This window comes from Burkholderia sp. ABCPW 111 (assembly GCF_000773065.1).
GTDB classification, from domain to species: domain Bacteria; phylum Pseudomonadota; class Gammaproteobacteria; order Burkholderiales; family Burkholderiaceae; genus Burkholderia; species Burkholderia savannae.
In genome coordinates this window covers 165,838-182,132 of the sequence record NZ_JPWT01000002.1, presented here as the reverse complement: position 1 = coordinate 182,132, position 16,295 = coordinate 165,838, and the positions used below count along the sequence as shown (strand labels likewise).

Sequence of the window (16,295 nt, the reverse complement as noted above, 5' to 3'; positions counted from 1 at the left end):
GTTTTGCGTAACCCTGGTGCGCATTGCGCAATCATAGATCGGGATCAACGTGCATCGCATTCCTATCGTAGTCACGCGGGTAGTCACGCGGCCGGGGCGGCGTCCGCTCGCCGCCGGCGACACGCACTACGATCGCCGGATGACGAAAAAGACCCCTACCCTGAAACCCGCGAAGACGATCCGCTCCCGCGCGCGCCGCACCTGAGCCGGCCGTCGACGCGCCCGCGCCGCGCGAGCGGCGGCAACGCGTGCAGGCGGCCGCCACGGGCATGGCGGTGCTCACGGGACTCGCGCGGCTCGGCTGGCGCGCGACGCTGACGGCGCTCGCGGCGCACGTCGACGAAAGCGCCGCGAAAGTGCATCGCCATCTGGCGAGCCTGATCGAGGAAGGATTCGTATCGCAGGACAGCGGCACGCGGCAGGACTACCTCGGCACCGAGGCACTGCAGATCGGCGTCGCCGCGATGCGCGAGGCCGAGCCGATCCGCGCGGCTGCGTGAGACGCTCGCGCTGACGTGCTTCATCGCGGTGATGGGCAATCGCGGGCCGACGATCCCGTGCATCGAGGAGCCGGGGTGCCCGTGATCGTCAACGTGCGCGCGGGAGAGGTGGCCTCACTCGTTCGGACAGGTTTCTGAGATTTTTAAGTGGAACGTCCGAGGCAATCATGCGGCCGATTTGATCGCAGGCTGCGTCGCGAAGTATGCCTCATCCGGCGTCTGATCCGCCAGGCTCGAATGGGGCCGTTTCCGGTTGTACAGCTCGATGTAGTCGCCGATGGAGCGCCGGGCATGGCTGACCGACTCGTAGGCCCGCAGGTAAATCTCTTCGTACTTGATGCTGCGCCAACTTCGCACGCGAAATCGGAATGACAAAGGCGGCGAATCCCTGCTTGGGAATCAAGAAATACAGCGAGTCGGGGCGCGATGTGTACGTGGAAGATGACCTGTTCCGAAAAGTCTACGACCATGCGGATCAGCCGACGCGCGACGCAATGGACCTCGCCTACCTGACTGGCCAGCGACCGCAGGATACCTTGCTGCATGACGAGCGCGATATCCGTGACAACTTCCTGCACATCGATCAGGGTAAGACCGGCAAGAAGCTCAGAATGGAGGTGACGGGCGAGCTTATGGCCGTGATCAATCGCATTCGCGCCCGCAAAGCCGGATACAAGATTGTCAGCACCGCGCTAGTCGTCAACGAGAAAGGCGAACGAATGACGCTCGATACTCTTCGACGACGCTTCCGCGACGCCAGAAGAAAAGCCGGCGTGCGCGACAACGAATTCCAATTTCGAGGTCTGCGGGCGAAGGCTGGCACCGACAAGACGGACAGCACGGGCGATATTCGCCAAGCACAAAGGCAGCTCGGGCACACTTCGGCCACCATGACGGAGCACTATGTTCGCAATCGCCGCGGCGACAAGGTGAAGCCGACGAAATGACGGAATTGCGGAAAAGAATGACATTTGCGGAACTGAATTGCTTCGAATCCCGATTGCGCAATTTCCCGCAACGCCTTATGGCGGAAGACAGCCGGAGTCGAACCGACCTGGCGCGGGCTGACCGCACCAACTGGGTTTGAAGCCCAGCCGCACCACCGGATACGAATGCCTTCCTGCGAGAACGGAAACGGGAGCGGACATGAAGCATGCCGTCCCGTCGAGATCCGTTGCGAACTACACACGCCCGGAACCGGGCTACTGCGAACCGATCAACAATCGGCTGTCGGCCCGCAACCAGTGAAGATCGCGGTGGAAGCGAGTATACCCAACGCGATCGAAGAACTCGAGAATTTGAATTGCCCGCTTGCGGCCGAGGCCCGTCGCATTGCGAAACGTCGCCGCGTCGAGCGAGCCGCCGCGCTCGTCCGCGAGCCGCGCGATCAATCGCGCGAGCTCCGCGATCACGTCGCGGTGATAGAACAGATCGCGCACGACCTGCTGCACGTCGCCCCGCCGCGCGAGCTTGCGCAGCAGCGCGCGCACCGCGTCCTCCGCCGCGCCCGTCGCCGCCGCGTGATCGCGCACCCACGGCGGATCGTAGCGGCCCGCCGCGACGAGCGGCAGCAAGCGCCCGGCCAACGCTTCCTCGTTCGCGTCGAAGCTCACCGCGTGCGACGGCAGATGCAGCCATGGCCCGCTGCGCGCAACCGCGCCGTCCGCGATCAGCGCGTCTGTCAGCGCGCGCCACAATGCGTCGTCCGCGAGCGGCGCCGCGATCCGGCGCAGCCGCGCGACGTCCGGCCCCTGCTCGTCCGGCGAGCGCTGGTGAAACGTCGCGAGCGCGTCGAGCGCGCGCGCGCGCAGCGCGTCCCAATGCCGGCGCGCGACGACGCGCGCTTGGTCCGCATGCTTGCCCGGCGACGCGACGTTCACCGCATCGGCGGGCAGCGTCCACGCCTGCGCCGGCAAGCCGGTCAGGTGCATCAGCGTCGCGCGCGTGATGCCGAGCGGCGCTTCGTCGAGCAGCGCGTCGAGGCGGCCTTCGTCGAGCCACGTCGCAAGCGCGTCGAGCCATGCGCGCCGCGCGCTCGTGCGCCGCTTGCGCGCGGGGCCAAACGGATCGAGCACGCGGCCGCCGCCGACCGTGCGCGTCGCCTGCGCGTTGCGCACGATGAAGCGCTCGCCCGGCACCGCGAACACCGGCTCCGAGAAATTCAGTTGCGCGCGCGCACGCTGGCCGGGCCCGAGTGCGTCGCCGTCGAGCAGCGCGACATGCGCGACGCGGTGCAGCGTGCCGAGATGCACGTGCAGCGGCGTCCAGTGCGAGATCGTCAGGTCGGCGTCCGGCGTCAGCGTCAGCTCGACGTCGATACGCGGCGACAGCGCCGCGAGCCGCGGATCGACGATCGCATCGCCGCGCGCGAGCGCCGCCTTGTCGATGCCCGCGAGGTTCAGCGCGCAGCGCTCGCCCGCATGGCCGACGTCGGTCGCGCGGTTCTGCGCATGGATGCTGCGCACGCGCACCGATTCGCCCGTGCGCGCGACGGCGAGCGTATCGCCCGTGCTCACGCGCCCCGCGAACGCGGTCCCGGTCACGACGGTGCCCTGCCCCGCGAGCGTGAACACGCGGTCGACCGCGAGCCTGAACAGGCCGTCGTCGCGCCGCGCGCGCCATGCGAGCGCCGTATCGCGCAGATGCGCGTTCAGCGCGGCGACGCCCGCGTCGCCCGCCTCGATCGCGCGCGTCTCGAAGATCGGCGCGCCGGCGAGCGGCGAGGTCGCGAGCCACGCGCGGATCTCGTCGCGCACCTGCGCGATGCGCGCCGCGTCGGCGCGATCGCATTTGGTCAGCGCGACCGCGCCGCGCGCCACGCCGAGCAATTGCAGAATCGCGAGATGCTCGCGCGTTTGCGGCATCACGCCGTCGTCGGCGGCGATCACGACGAGCGCGAAGTCGATCCCGCACGCGCCCGCCGCCATCGTATGCACGAGCTTCTCGTGGCCGGGCACGTCGATGAAGCCGAGCACGTCGCCGTTCGGCAGCGGCGTGTACGCGTAACCGAGCTCGATCGAGATGCCGCGCGCCTTCTCTTCCTTCAGCCGATCGGTGTCGACGCCCGTGAGCGCGCGCACGAGCGTCGTCTTGCCGTGATCGATGTGGCCTGCGGTTCCGACGATCATGCGGGCGTGTCCGTCGAGGCTTGCGCGCACTGCGCGACGAGCGCGGCTTCGTCGTCGGCTTCGAGGCAGCGCAGGTCGAGCCGCAGCGCGTCGTCGGCGATGCGGCCGAGCACCGGACGCGGCCAGCCGCGCAGGCGCTTCTCGAGCTGCGCGAGCGCGCGGCCGCTGCGCTTGCCGTCGCTCGCGCGCACGACGAGGCCGCAGCTCGGTAATTGATCGACGGGCAGCGCGCCGCTGCCGATCTGGCTGAACATCGGCTCGACGTTCACGACGAATGCCGCGCCGATCGCCTGTTGCAGCACCGGGCGCACGCGCTCGGCCGCCGCCGCGATGTCCGCCTGCGCGCGCGTGAGGAGCCGCAGCGTCGTCAGCCGCTCGCGCAGGAATTCCGGCGCCTGGTACAGGCGCAGCACCGGCTCGAGCGCGGCGAGCGTCAGCTTGCCGACGCGCAGCGCGCGCTTGAGCGGATGCTTCTTGATCTTCGCGATCAGATCGCGCCGCCCGACGACGAGGCCCGCCTGCGGGCCGCCGAGCAGCTTGTCGCCGCTGAACGTGACGAGGTCGGCGCCCGCTTCGACGGTCTCGCGCACCGTCGTCTCCTTCGGCAAGCCCCAGCGCGTCAGGTCGACGAGCGTGCCGCTGCCGAGATCGACGGCCACGGGCAGCCCGCGCTCGCGCGCGAGCGGCGCGAGTTCCTGCAGCGTCACTTCCTTCGTGAAGCCGCTAATCGCGTAATTGCTGCAATGCACTTTCATCAGGAGCGCGGTGCGCGGCCCGATCGCGTCCGCATAGTCCCTCAGATGCGTGCGATTCGTCGTGCCGACCTCGCGCAGCTTCGCGCCCGCGCGGCTCATGATGTCGGGAATGCGAAACGCGCCGCCGATCTCCACGAGCTCGCCGCGCGACACGATCACCTCCTTCTTCGGCGCGAGCGCGGACAGCGCGAGCAGCACGGCGGCCGCGTTGTTGTTGACGACGGTGGCGGCCTCGGCGCCCGTCAGCTCGCAGACGAGCTCGTCGATCAGATCGTCGCGGTCGCCGCGGCGGCCGGTCGCGAGATCGAATTCGAGATTCATCGGCTGCGTGAGCGCCTGCACGACCGCGCGCACCGCTTCGTGCGGCAGCAGCGCGCGCCCGAGATTCGTGTGCAGCACGGTGCCCGTCAGGTTGAACACCGCGCGCAGCGCGCCCGCCGCGTCCGCCGCGAGACGCGCGCGCACGTCGGCCGCGATCCGCGCGTCGTCGAGCGCGCCGGCCGCGGCCGGATCGCGGCGCGCGGCGTCGCGCCACGCGTCGAGCGACGCGCGCACCGCGGCGAGCGCGCGCGTGCGTCCGTATTCGTCGACGAGCGGCTTCACGTCGGGCGACGACAGCACGCGCTCGACCGACGGCACGCGCGCGAGCAGCTCGTTCAGTTCGTTCGCGCCCGGTCCGCTCACGTCCGCTCTTCTCCCGCGGCGTCGGCCGGCAGGTCCGGCCACAGCAGCGGATTCGGCGACGCGCGCCGGTAGCCCGCCTCGCCCATCAGCAGATCGAGCGTGAGGCTCGCGAGATCGTCCGCGAGCGGCTCGACGTCGTAGTCCTTCTCCTGATAGCCGATCTTCCGATACGTGTGGCACTCGTCGCACGACTCGGCCTTGATCGCTTCGCTGCCGCCTTCGATCCCGTGATACGCGATCCCCTTCGTCGAATCGCAGTGCGAGCACTTCGTGCGAACCATGTGCCATTCGCTCGAGCACAGCCCGCACTGGAGGAAGCGGTAGCCCTGATACTGGCCGCCGACGCGCACGATGCTCGCCACCGGCTGCGCGCCGCACACGGGGCAAAGGCCGGGCTGCTCGAGATAAGGAACGTCGGCGGGCGCGATGCGGCTCGCGAGCGCGGTCCACACCACCTGCAACGCGGCCATCAGGAACGGCGCCGACGCCGGGTCGATTTCGGCGAAGCGCTGCGCGAGGAGCGCGTCGGCCTGCGCGTCGAGCCCCGCGGGCGCGCGCAGCCGCAGCCCGTCGATCAGCTTCGCGAGCGGCGGATTCACGAGGCCCGCGCGCTCGACGCGGTCGAGCAGGCCTTGCAGCACGTCGCGCCAGCGCGGATCGCGCTCGCCGCCGAGCGCCGGCGCGAGCGGCATCGAATGATGTTGCGCCCGCTCGATCGCGTCCCGCGCGGGCGCGTTCGGCTCGAACGTCTGCACGAGTTCGTGCTGCGCGTCGGCGACGGCCGCCATCAGCCGCAGGTAGCCCGAGATGGGGTTCAGGTCCGCGAGCTCGCGCAGCCGCGCGGCGCGCGCGGCGAACACGGCGCCGCGCTCGGGCATGCGCACGCGCGGAATGGCCGAATGATCGAGCGATGCGATTTCGCTCGGTTCGAGAATGCGTTGGGTTGGGTCAGTCACGTGAGTGCCCTAAAAAAACAAGCGCCGAATCGTCGGCGCTTTCTTGTTGTGTCTGCCGTGCGCGCGCCCGCCGGGCCGCTCATGCGGCCGGCGGCCGTCGCGAGTCGCGCGGCGCGCGCGCAAAGTCCGCTTGCGCGCCGTGCGCCGGCATCGTGCGATGCGTCGCTACTTCACGCTCTCGCGAAACCACTTCGGATGGTGCTTTCTCGCCCAGCCGACGGTCACGGTGCCGCGCACCATCGCGCCGATCGAGCCCTTCACCCACAGCGCCGCGTACACGTGCACGACGATGCCGACGATCAGAACGAACGCCGCCGCCGCATGCACGACGGCCGCCGCGCGAATCACGCCGATCGGGAAGTAGAACGAGAAATAGCGCCGCCAGATCACGATCCCGGAAACGAGCAGCAACAAGAGGCACGCCACCATCGCGAAGAATAGCAGCTTCTGCCCCGCGTTATAGCGGCCCACCTCCGGCAGCTTCTCCTCGCGGTTCGCGAGCACGTCGTCCATCTGCCGCAGCCACTGGCGATCGCCCGCGTCGAGCAGGTTGTGATGCCAGTAGCGCACGGCCATCACCGCGAACGACACGAACATCACGAGGCCTGCGAACGGATGCAGAATCCGCGTCCACTGCCCGCCGCCGAACAGCGCCGTCATCCAGAACATCGACGGATGGAACAGCGCGAGCCCGGACAGCGCGAGCAGCACGAACGAGATCGCGGTGATCCAGTGGTTCGAGCGCTCGTTCGCCGTGTAGCGGACGATCAGGTTGGGGTCGTCATGCTTCATTTCGCGTCCTCCTCGATGCGGCGCGCGTCGTCGCGGGCGGCGGCTTCCTCTTCGTCCGTCACTTCATTCGGGCCGACGCGCGTGTAGTGGAAGAAGCCGGCGAGCGCGGACAACGCGATGCCCGCGACCGCGAGCGGCTTCGCGATGCCCTTCCACAGCTTCACCATCGGGCTGATCGACGGATTGTCGGGCAGGCCGTGATACAGCGAAGGCTTGTCCGCGTGGTGCAGCACGTACATCACGTGCGTGCCGCCGACGCCCGCCGGATCGTACAGCCCCGCGTGCTCGAAGCCGCGCCCCTTCAGATCGGCGACGCGCTCGGCCGCGTGCCGCTTCATGTCGTCCTTCGTGCCGAACACGATCGCGCCCGTCGGGCAGGTCTTCACGCATGCGGGCTCCTGGCCGACCGCGACGCGGTCCGAGCACAGCGTGCACTTGTACGCGCGATTGTCCTGTTTCGAGATCCGCGGGATGTTGAACGGGCAGCCGGTCACGCAATAGCCGCAGCCGATGCAGTTCTCCTCGTGGAAATCGACGATCCCGTTGTTGTACTGAACGATCGCGCCCGGCGACGGGCACGCCTTCAGGCAGCCCGGGTCCTCGCAGTGCATGCAGCCGTCCTTGCGGATCAGCCACTCGAGGTCGCCCGCCGGGTTCTCGTATTCGGAGAAACGCATCACCGTCCACGAGTGCTCCGACAGATCGGCCGGGTTGTCGTAGACGCCCACGTTCGTGCCGACTTCGTCGCGCAGGTCGTTCCATTCCATGCAAGCCGTCTGACACGCCTTGCAGCCGATGCACTTCGACACGTCGATCAGCTTCGCGACGCTGCCCGTCACCGGCTCGCGCGCGGTGGGCGGCGGCGTCGTGGTGGCCGAGACGCGCTTGATATCGAGCGATTGCAATGCCATCTCTTTCCCCTTACGCCTTTTCGACCTTCACCAGGAACGACTTGAATTCCGGTGTGTACGAGTTGCCGTCGCCGACGGACGGAGTCAGGGTGTTCGCGAGATAGCCGGGCTTCGTCAACCCCTTGAAGCCCCAATGCAACGGAATGCCGACCGTCTGCACCTTGCGGCCGTCGACCGTCAGCGGCTTGATCCGCTTCGTGACGAGCGCGACCGCGACGATGTGCCCGCGGTTCGACGACACCTTCACGCGCTCGCCGTGCGCGACGCCGATCTCCTTCGCGAGATCCTCGCCGATCTCGACGAACTGCTCGGGCTGGATGATCGCGTTCAGCCGCGCATGCTTCGTCCAGTAATGGAAGTGCTCGGTCAGGCGATACGTCGTCGCGACGTGCGGGAACGTGTCGACCTTGCCGAACGCCGCGCGGTCGTCCGGGAACACGCGGGCGGCCGGGTTGTTCAGCGCCCGCGGGTTGTTCGGATGCAGCGGGTTCGCGGCGAGCGGCGTCTCGAACGGCTCGTAGTGCTCGGGGAACGGGCCTTCGTTCATCCCGGCGCGCGCGAAGAAGCGTGCGACGCCTTCCGGGTTCATGATGAACGGCCCCATGCCGGTTTCGGGCGGCTCGTCGGCCTTGTAGTCGGGAATGTCCGGGCCCGTCCACGCACGGCCGTTCCAGCCGATCAGCTTGCGCGTCGGGTCGAACGGCTTGCCGCTCACGTCGCACGACGCGCGGTTGTACAGAATCCGCCGGTTCGCGGGCCACGCCCACGCCCAGCCGAGCGTCTGGCCGATGCCCGTCGGATCGGCGTTGTCGCGCCGCGCCATCTGGTTGCCCGCTTGCGTCCACGCGCCGCAGAAGATCCAGCAGCCGCTCGACGTCGTGCCGTCGTCCTTCAGCTGCGCGAAGCCGGCGAGTTGCTCGCCCTTCTTCACGAGCGTCTTCGACGCGTCCTTCGGATCGGGCAGGTCCGCCAGCGCGCGGCCGTTGAACTCCATCGCGAGCTCTTCGGGCGTCGGGCTTTCCGGGTTCGCGTACGGCCAGCTCAGATTGACGATCGGATCGGGGTACTTGCCGCCGTCCTTCCTGTACATGTCGCGCATCCGCAGGAAGATCCCCGACATGATCTCGAGGTCGCTCTTCGCCTGGCCCGGCGGCTCCGCGCCCTGCCAGTGCCACTGCAGCACGCGGCCGGAGTTGACGAGCGAGCCGCGCTCTTCCGCGAAGCACGACGTCGGCAGCCGGAACACCTCGGTCTGGATCGTCGACGAATCGACGTCGTTGAAATCGCCGTGGTTCTTCCAGAACTCGGACGTCTCGGTCGCGAGCGGGTCCATGATCACGAGCCACTTGAGCTTCGCGAGCGCCTCGGAGGTCTTGCGCTTCGACGGCGCCGCCGCGAGCGGATTGAAGCCCTGGCAGATGTAGCCGTTCATCTTGCCCGCGTGCATCAGCTCGATCGTCTGCAGCAGGTCGTACTGCTTGTCGAGCTTCGGCAGATAGTCGTAGCCCCAGTTGTTCTCGGCGCCGACCGCATCGCCCCACCAGGCCTTCATGAAGCTCACGTGGAACGCGCGGTAGTTCTTCCAGTAGCTCAGCTGGTTAGGCCGCAGCGGCTGCTGCGCGCGCTTCTGGATGTACGCGTCGAAATCCTGCTCGGCCTGCATCGGCAGCGTCATGTAGCCCGGCAGCAGGTTCGACATCAGCCCGAGGTCGGTGAGCCCCTGGATGTTCGAGTGGCCGCGCAGCGCGTTCATGCCGCCGCCCGCGATGCCGATGTTGCCGAGCAGCAGCTGCACCATCGCGCCCGTGCGGATCATCTGCGCGCCGACCGAGTGATGCGTCCAGCCGAGCGCGTACAGGATCGTGCCGGCGCGGCCGGGCACGGCCGTCGTCGCGAGCATCTCGCACACCTTGAGGAACTTGTCCTTCGGCGTGCCGCAGATCTTCTCGACCATCTCCGGCGTGTAGCGCGAGTAGTGCTGCTTGAGCAGGTTGTAGACGCAGCGCGGGTGCGCAAGCGTGTCGTCGACCTTCACGAAGCCGTCGTCGCCGCGCTCGTAGTCCCACGTCGACTTGTCCGGGTACGCGTGCTTGTCCGCGTCGTAGCCGGAATAGATGCCGTCGTCGAACGCGAAGTCCTCGCGAACGATGAACGAGAAATCCGTGTAGTGCTTGACGTACTCGTGCTGGATCTTGTCGTTCGTCAGCAGGTAGTTGATGATCCCGCCGAGGAATGCGATGTCCGTGCCGGTTCGAATCGGCGCGTAATAGTCGGCGACCGATGCGGTGCGCGTGAAGCGCGGATCGACGACGACGAGGCGCGCGTTGCGATGCGCCTTCGCTTCCGTGACCCATTTGAATCCGCACGGGTGCGCCTCGGCGGCGTTGCCGCCCATCACGAGAATCACGTCCGCGTTCTTGATGTCGACCCAATGGTTCGTCATCGCGCCACGGCCAAACGTCGGGGCAAGACCTGCCACCGTCGGGCCATGTCAGACACGAGCCTGGTTGTCGAACGCGAGCATCCCCATGCTGCGCACGGTCTTGTGCGTCAGATAGCCGACCTCGTTGCTGCCCGCCGAAGCGGCCAGCATGCCCGTCGTGAGCCAGCGGTTGACCTTCATGCCGTCGTCCGTCGTCTCGACGAAGTTCGCGTCGCGGTCCGCCTTCATCAGCTTCGCGATCCGGTCGAGCGCGTCGCTCCACGAGATCGGCGCCCACTTGTCGGAGCCGGCCGCGCGATACTCGGGCTGCGTGAGGCGGCTCGGGCTATGGATGAAGTCGATGAGGCTCGCGCCCTTCGGGCACAGCGTGCCGCGGTTGACCGGATGGTCGGGATCGCCCTCGATGTGGATGATGCTCGACGTGGCGTTTTTCGCGCCGTCGCCGAGGCTGTACATCAGTATCCCGCAACCGACCGAGCAGTAGGGGCAGGTGTTGCGGGTTTCGACAGTGCGCGCCAGCTTGTATTGGCGGACCTCGGCGAGCGCTTCGGCCGGTGAGAAGCCCATCAGGGCTAGACTCGAGCCGGCGAGCGTCGTCGCGGACAGCTTCAGGAACTGGCGCCGGGACAGTTGGAGCATGGTGGTCTCGGGCGGGTTGTATTGAAGGGGAACGGTTTGATTGGACGTCGTTGCGTTGCTGGGGTTACGAATGCGTGATTGCGGGCGGCGCGGGCGCGCGGCGCGGCGGCGACGGACCGCACTGTCTATCTATCGTCTTTCCTTTATATGACAACGTGACAGAATCGGATAGCGGAACCGTCACCAATAAGGGAAAACCATTTCTTACACGGCGCAAGGTTATCAGATCACGCGAAACCGCGGCGTGTCACGCGAGGATCGCGCGCACCGGCACAGCGGCCGCGCCGCCCGAACCGGCGCCGTGGGCCGTGCCGCGAGCGGCGCGCCCGCGTGCCGGGAGATCGTCGCGGCCGGATTTCTCGGGCTTGCCGAAATGCCGGAATGCCTGGCTACCGGTTACGGCCTTCGGCCGGCACGGCGAGCGCCCTCTCGGCACGCCGCCCCGGCACGTTTACGGCATCCGGCACGAAATATTGACGGTCGCGTCAATTTCGTCAACAACATCCCCCAGGGCGGCGCGACGCAGGTGCGCGTCTGGGAAAACGTCGCCGGACAGGGCGCGGGCTACGCCGGCTACGATCCGAACTTCATCGGCTACGGCCCGGACAACCGGGCCAACAACCACGGCTGGTCGTCGACGGCCGACGTCGGCCCGACCTCGAGGACCGACCGCCGCTGCACGTCGCAAACCGTCGCGACGAGCGTCACGCGGCCGTCGGGCTCGGACATCGCGATCGCGGTGCCCGAGTATTGCGAGGCGCGCGGCGGCGTCGTGCCGAGAAACAACCGCGTGCCGGGCGCGGCGACCGTCGTCGAGCCCGTCGACCACCGGAACGCGACGCATGCGGGAGAAACGCACGTGTGGCGCGAAACGGCCGATCAGCGCGACAACGACATGCTGATCGACTCGATCAAGCTGACGTTCACGCCCGCCTATCCGCAGTGACGCGCCGCGTCGCGGCGGCGCGCGAACGGGCGGCGCGTCACGCGTCGCCCGGCTGCGTTCTCGCGGGGTTCCAGCCGAGCGCGTCGTAGAGCCGGTAGCGCGCGATGCCGAGATATTCGTGCAGCGCGAGATCGGCGAGCGAGAAGTTGTAGGCGAGCGGCAACGGGAACGACACCGCTTGCAGGTACTCGGCGCGCACGCCAATCGCGGCCACGCCGAAGTGCGCGAAATACAGCGCGCTGCGCCGCAAGTGGACGCCCGACGTCACGAGCAGCACGCGGTCCGCGCGATAGCCGGCCAGCACGGCGCGCGTGAATTGCGCGTTCTGCCACGTGTTCATGCTGCGCGGCTCGGCCAGCACGTCGGCGGCATCGATGCCGAGCCCGATCAGCGCGTCGCGATAGACGCTCGCCTCCGGCACGCCGTTGCCGCGCGCGTCGCCGCCGCTCACGACGACCTTGCAATCGGTGCCCGCGCGCGCCTTGCGGCAGCCGCGATAAAGGCTCGCCGCCTCGACCACCCGCGAATACGAAAACGTGCCGGGCTCGACCGCGCCCGTCGCGGCGATCTTCTCGGTGCCGAGGCCGAGCATCACGATCGCGTTGCGCTCGCCCCATTCGATCGCCGGGCGCGCCGCGTACGGCGCTTGCAGGTGGCGCAGCAACCACGCGGGCGCGGGGCCGCAGCCGATCGCGAAGAACGCGGCGACGGACGCGGCGAACAGCGCCCGGCTCGCACGGCGACGCTTCGCGAGCCGCAACAGCGCGGCGGCGACGGCGACGGCCGTCAGCAGCGCGAGCGTCATGCGACGGCCGCCGGGGCGAAGGCGGCAACGGGCGAGCGTGGCCACGGGCGCGGGCGGCGAGGCGCGGCGGGCCGGGCTGCCGGGCGAATCGTTGATCGGGAGAAGCGGGGCATGGCGGCGCTCGAGCGACGAAGAGGGTCACGATTATGCGACGGGCGAACCCACGAGGCCAGCGCCGCACGCGCCGCGCGCGCTCAAAACGACGGCAACCCCGGCGGATTCGTTTCCGACTCGTCGACCGCCTCCGACAGCAGCCCCCATCGCGCGAGCGCCTGCCGGTACTTGCCGCTGCGGATCAGATCGTTGGTCGCGAGCGTGAGCGCGTCGGCGAGGCCGCTGCCCTTGCGCGTCGCGATCGCGACGTCCGCCTTGACCGGCCAGCCCGCGTTCACGTTGCCGACGCAGCGGATCTTGCCGTCGCGCGCCGCCTGGTACGCGAGCGTCGCGTTCGGATTCAGCTCGGCGTCCGCGCGCCCGGACAGCAGCGCGACGCGCGACGCGCCGTCGTCGTCGAAGTACAGCACGTCGGCCGGCCGGAGCCCCCGCGCGACGTTGCGCCGGTTCCATTCGAGCAGGATGCGCTCCTGGCTCGTCCCCGATCCGGTGATGATCCGCAATCCCGCGACGTCCTTCGGCTCGGCGATCCGCGCGATCGGGCTCGCGGCCCTCACATAGAAGCCGTGCAGGCCGAGCCGGTAGGTCGTGAAATCGAACTTCTCCTTGCGCTTCTCGGTGACGCCGACGTTCGAAATCACCGCATCGTACTTGCCGGCGCTCAGCCCGAGCGGCCAGTCGGCCCACGCGACGGGCAGAAGCGCGAGCCGCCGGCCGAGCGCGTCGGCGATCAGTTGCGCGTAGTCCGGGTCCGCGCCGACGACCGTGCGCGCGTCGGTCGCGAATGTCGCGACGGGCGGCGCGTGCGGCGCGATCGCGACGGTGAACGCGCCGTCGGCGACCCAGCGGTAGCGTCGCGCCGCGTCGGCCGCCGCCGGATCGCGCGCCGTGCGCACGCGGCCCGCCTGGCGCGGATCGAGATCGACCGCGATGCCGGCCGCGCGCGCGCCGAACGGCGCCGCGGCGAAGGCGGCCGCGAGCGTCGCCGCGCCGCCGATGAACGTGCGTCGGTCGATCATCGCGCCCGCGCCTGCGATGCGTTCGGCTCGGCGCGGCACGACGCGCGCGCGCTCGGCCACGCGATGCGGCCGCGCTTGGCGACGTCGCCGCGACCGCGGCCGCCGACCTCGGCGCGACGCGGCCCCGCATTCTCGGCCGCCGCAGACCGCGCCGCGAGCCCGGTCGGCCAGCCGCCGCCCGCAACGCTGCCTTCAACGCCGCCCGCAACGCCATCGCCGCCGCGATCCGCATCGCCGCGCCGCGTCACGCGGCGTGGAGCACCGGCGTCGCTTCGCGCAACGCCGGCACGACGACGGCCTGCGCAATCGCCGTCGCTGCCGAGCCCCGCGCCCGCCCGCCGCCGCGCCGTCATCACAGCACCTTCGACAGGAACGCGCGCGTGCGCGGATGCGCCGGCGCGCCGAGTACCTGCGCGGGCGGCCCCGCTTCGATGATCCGGCCGCGCTCCATGAACAGGACCGTGTCCGCAACCTCGCGCGCGAAGCCGATCTCGTGCGTGACGATGACGAGCGTCGTCCCCGAGCGCGCGAGCTCCTTGATCACGTCGAGCACTTCGTTGACGAGCTCCGGATCGAGCGCGGACGTCGGCTCGTCGAACAGCAGCACCTTCGGCCGCAGCGCGAGCGCCCGCGCGATCGCGACGCGCTGCTGCTGGCCGCCCGACAGCCGGCGCGGATACGCGTCGGCCTTCGCCGCGAGGCCGACGCGCGCGAGCAGCTCGCGCGCGACGCGCTCGGCTTCGGCGCGCGTCGCGCGCCCCGACGCGACGGGCGCCTCGACGACGTTCTCGAGCACGGTGAGGTGCGGGAACAGATTGAAGTTCTGAAACACCATGCCGACGTCGACGCGCCGGCGCAGCACGTCCTTCTCCTTCAGCTCGTACAGCGTGTCGCCGTCGCGGCGATAGCCGATCAGCTCGCCGTCGATGTCGATGAAGCCGCCGTCGACGCGCTCCAGGTGGTTGATCGTGCGCAGCAGCGTCGATTTGCCGGAACCGGACTGGCCGAGGATCACGGTGACGCTGCCCGCCGGCGCGACGAACGACACGTCGTCGAGCACCTTGTGCTGGCCGAAGCTCTTCGATACGCGATGGACGGCGACCTCGCCGCCGCGCCGCCCGCTCGCCCATGCGCGCGCGGCGGCCGGCGAGCTTGCCTCGGCGCGTGCAGGCGATGCGGCGGGCGAAGCCCAGGCGTTCGGCGCGGCAAGCGTCAACGCGTCCGGGGCGTCCGGAACATTTGAAGCATTCGGCGCTTTCGTAGCCGGCCAAGCAGCGGACTCGGACGATCCCCCCCCGCCGAACGTAGCGGAAACTTCCGAAACGCCCGACGCGCCGAGCGCCGCCGCCCTCGCCCCGCCCGCCGATCCGGCCGACGCCTTTTCGCCGTGCGCGAATCCCGCGCCGAAAGCCGACGCGTCGCCGGCCGAGTGCGCGCCGTCCTCCGCGCCGCGCCGCGCCCATCTCGCCGATCTCGCCCATTTCGCCCATTTCGCCGATCTCGCGCCTCTCGCCGCGCCCGCGCCGTCCGCGCCGTCCGCGCCGTCCGCGCTGTCCACACCGTCCGTTGCCGCTGCCGCCGCCGCCGCGTCCGCCGCGCGCCCGCGCCACCGCCACCGCGCATCCGCCAGCTTCGCGACGAACGCCGCCAGCGGCGAGCGCCCCGGATTGCGCACGGCGCCGCGCGCATAGCGACGCTCGACCTGCACCTGCACGATCGACAACACGGTCAGGATGATCAGATACCAGACCGTCGCGACCATCAGCAGCGGAATCACGTCGAGGTTGCGCCGATAGATCACCTGCACCGTGTAGAAAAGTTCCGGCATCGCGAGCACGTACACCATCGACGTGCCCTTCGCGAGCGAGATCAGATCGTTGAACGCGACGGGCAGGAACGCGCGCATCGCCTGCGGCAGCACGATGCGCGTCGCCTGCCGCGCGCGCGGCAGGCCGAGCGCGGCGGCCGCCTCGAGCTGGCCCTGATCGACCGACAGGATGCCGCCGCGAATCCCCTCGGCCGCGAACGCCGCGTGATTGAGCGTCAGGCCGAGCACCGCCGCGCAAAACGGGCTGATCAGGTCGGTGGTCGCGACGTCCGCGAACGTGATTCCGGTGAACGGCACGCCGAACCGCACGTGGTCGTACAGATAGCCGAGATTGTTGAGGATCAGCAGCAGCACGATGAGCGGAATCGAGCGGAACAGCCAGATGAACGCCCACGCGCACGCGGCGAGAAGCGGCGAGCGCGACACGCGTGCGAGCGCGAGCGGCACGCCGAGCGCGAAGCCGAACAGCGCGCCGAGGGCGGTCAGCAGCAGCGTGCGCGCAAGCCCCGACAGCACCGGCTCGGACAGGAACCATTCGGCGAAAACCGGCCAGCCCCATTGCGGATTGCCGAGCACCGAATTCAGCATGAGCGCGATCAGCACGACGGCGAGCACGGTGCCCGCCGTGCGCGCGCGATAGCGGGCCGGCACGATCCGGAAACGCGGCGCGGCGCCGCGCGCCGCAGGGATGCCTGGCGTCGGCAGCGCGCCGCCGACGGCGTGAGTGATGTCGCTCATGGTCGTGGTTCCTTGCTGAATCGGTGGCGTGCCGCGC

Annotated in this window: 11 protein-coding genes, 1 tRNA gene and 2 pseudogenes; 3 read left to right on the top strand and 11 right to left on the bottom strand. The window is 69.3% G+C overall.

Going from position 1 to position 16,295, the window contains the following annotated elements; translation table 11 throughout:
* Positions 1-139: 139 nt before the first annotated feature.
* A pseudogene (locus X946_RS02410) lies at positions 140-623 on the top strand (helix-turn-helix domain-containing protein); the annotation flags it as partial.
* Between the two features lie 42 nt (positions 624-665).
* Here the strand turns inward: X946_RS02410 and X946_RS02405 are convergent.
* Positions 666-863, bottom strand: a pseudogene (locus X946_RS02405) (integrase core domain-containing protein); the annotation flags it as partial.
* A 29-nt stretch (positions 864-892) separates the two neighbouring features.
* Between X946_RS02405 and X946_RS02400 the strand changes: the two are divergent.
* Positions 893-1,447 carry a tyrosine-type recombinase/integrase gene (locus X946_RS02400; RefSeq protein WP_235363984.1) on the top strand — a complete coding sequence of 185 codons (555 nt, stop codon included), beginning with the start codon at positions 893-895 and terminating at the stop codon, positions 1,445-1,447.
* Between the two features lie 78 nt (positions 1,448-1,525).
* On the opposite strand, the gene X946_RS33000 is transcribed toward X946_RS02400, so the two are convergent.
* From X946_RS33000 to fdnG, 7 genes are all read right to left on the bottom strand, one after another.
* A tRNA-Sec gene (locus X946_RS33000) sits at positions 1,526-1,621 on the bottom strand.
* An 81-nt stretch (positions 1,622-1,702) separates the two neighbouring features.
* Positions 1,703-3,628, bottom strand: coding sequence for a selenocysteine-specific translation elongation factor (gene selB, locus X946_RS02395; protein WP_038743649.1), 1,926 nt, complete (start codon positions 3,626-3,628; stop codon positions 1,703-1,705).
* Entirely contained in the window at positions 3,625-5,067 is a 1,443-nt protein-coding gene (gene selA, locus X946_RS02390) for an L-seryl-tRNA(Sec) selenium transferase (RefSeq protein ID WP_038743647.1), read from the bottom strand. Before selA ends, selB begins: the two co-directional genes overlap by 4 nt.
* The gene (gene fdhE, locus X946_RS02385) at positions 5,064-6,023 is read right to left on the bottom strand and encodes a formate dehydrogenase accessory protein FdhE (RefSeq protein WP_038743646.1); all 960 of its coding nucleotides are present in this window, start codon (positions 6,021-6,023) and stop codon (positions 5,064-5,066) included. The genes selA and fdhE overlap by 4 nt, the downstream gene beginning before the upstream one ends.
* Before the next feature lie 165 nt (positions 6,024-6,188).
* Positions 6,189-6,815, bottom strand: a complete 627-nt coding sequence (locus X946_RS02380) for a formate dehydrogenase subunit gamma (RefSeq protein WP_038743643.1) — start codon at positions 6,813-6,815, stop codon at positions 6,189-6,191.
* Positions 6,812-7,726: a formate dehydrogenase subunit beta gene (fdxH, locus tag X946_RS02375; RefSeq protein ID WP_038743641.1), complete on the bottom strand. Its 915-nt coding sequence runs from the start codon at positions 7,724-7,726 to the stop codon at positions 6,812-6,814. Before fdxH ends, X946_RS02380 begins: the two co-directional genes overlap by 4 nt.
* Before the next feature lie 10 nt (positions 7,727-7,736).
* Complete coding sequence (fdnG, locus tag X946_RS02370) at positions 7,737-10,808, bottom strand: formate dehydrogenase-N subunit alpha (RefSeq protein ID WP_082717702.1); 3,072 nt, start codon at positions 10,806-10,808, stop codon at positions 7,737-7,739.
* A gap of 526 nt (positions 10,809-11,334) precedes the next feature.
* Here fdnG and X946_RS35975 point away from each other — a divergent pair.
* Entirely contained in the window at positions 11,335-11,754 is a 420-nt protein-coding gene (locus X946_RS35975; RefSeq protein ID WP_235363983.1) for a hypothetical protein, read from the top strand.
* A 37-nt stretch (positions 11,755-11,791) separates the two neighbouring features.
* On the opposite strand, the gene X946_RS02355 is transcribed toward X946_RS35975, so the two are convergent.
* From X946_RS02355 to X946_RS36605, 3 genes are all read right to left on the bottom strand, one after another.
* Positions 11,792-12,559 carry a YdcF family protein gene (locus tag X946_RS02355; protein WP_038743635.1) on the bottom strand — a complete coding sequence of 256 codons (768 nt, stop codon included), beginning with the start codon at positions 12,557-12,559 and terminating at the stop codon, positions 11,792-11,794.
* A 194-nt stretch (positions 12,560-12,753) separates the two neighbouring features.
* On the bottom strand, positions 12,754-13,692 hold the full coding sequence (locus tag X946_RS02350) for an ABC transporter substrate-binding protein (protein WP_038743882.1): 939 nt from the start codon (positions 13,690-13,692) through the stop codon (positions 12,754-12,756).
* Positions 13,693-14,044: 352 nt separating this feature from the next.
* The gene (locus tag X946_RS36605) at positions 14,045-16,258 is read right to left on the bottom strand and encodes an amino acid ABC transporter permease/ATP-binding protein (RefSeq protein ID WP_326929468.1); all 2,214 of its coding nucleotides are present in this window, start codon (positions 16,256-16,258) and stop codon (positions 14,045-14,047) included.
* Positions 16,259-16,295: the final 37 nt, after the last annotated feature.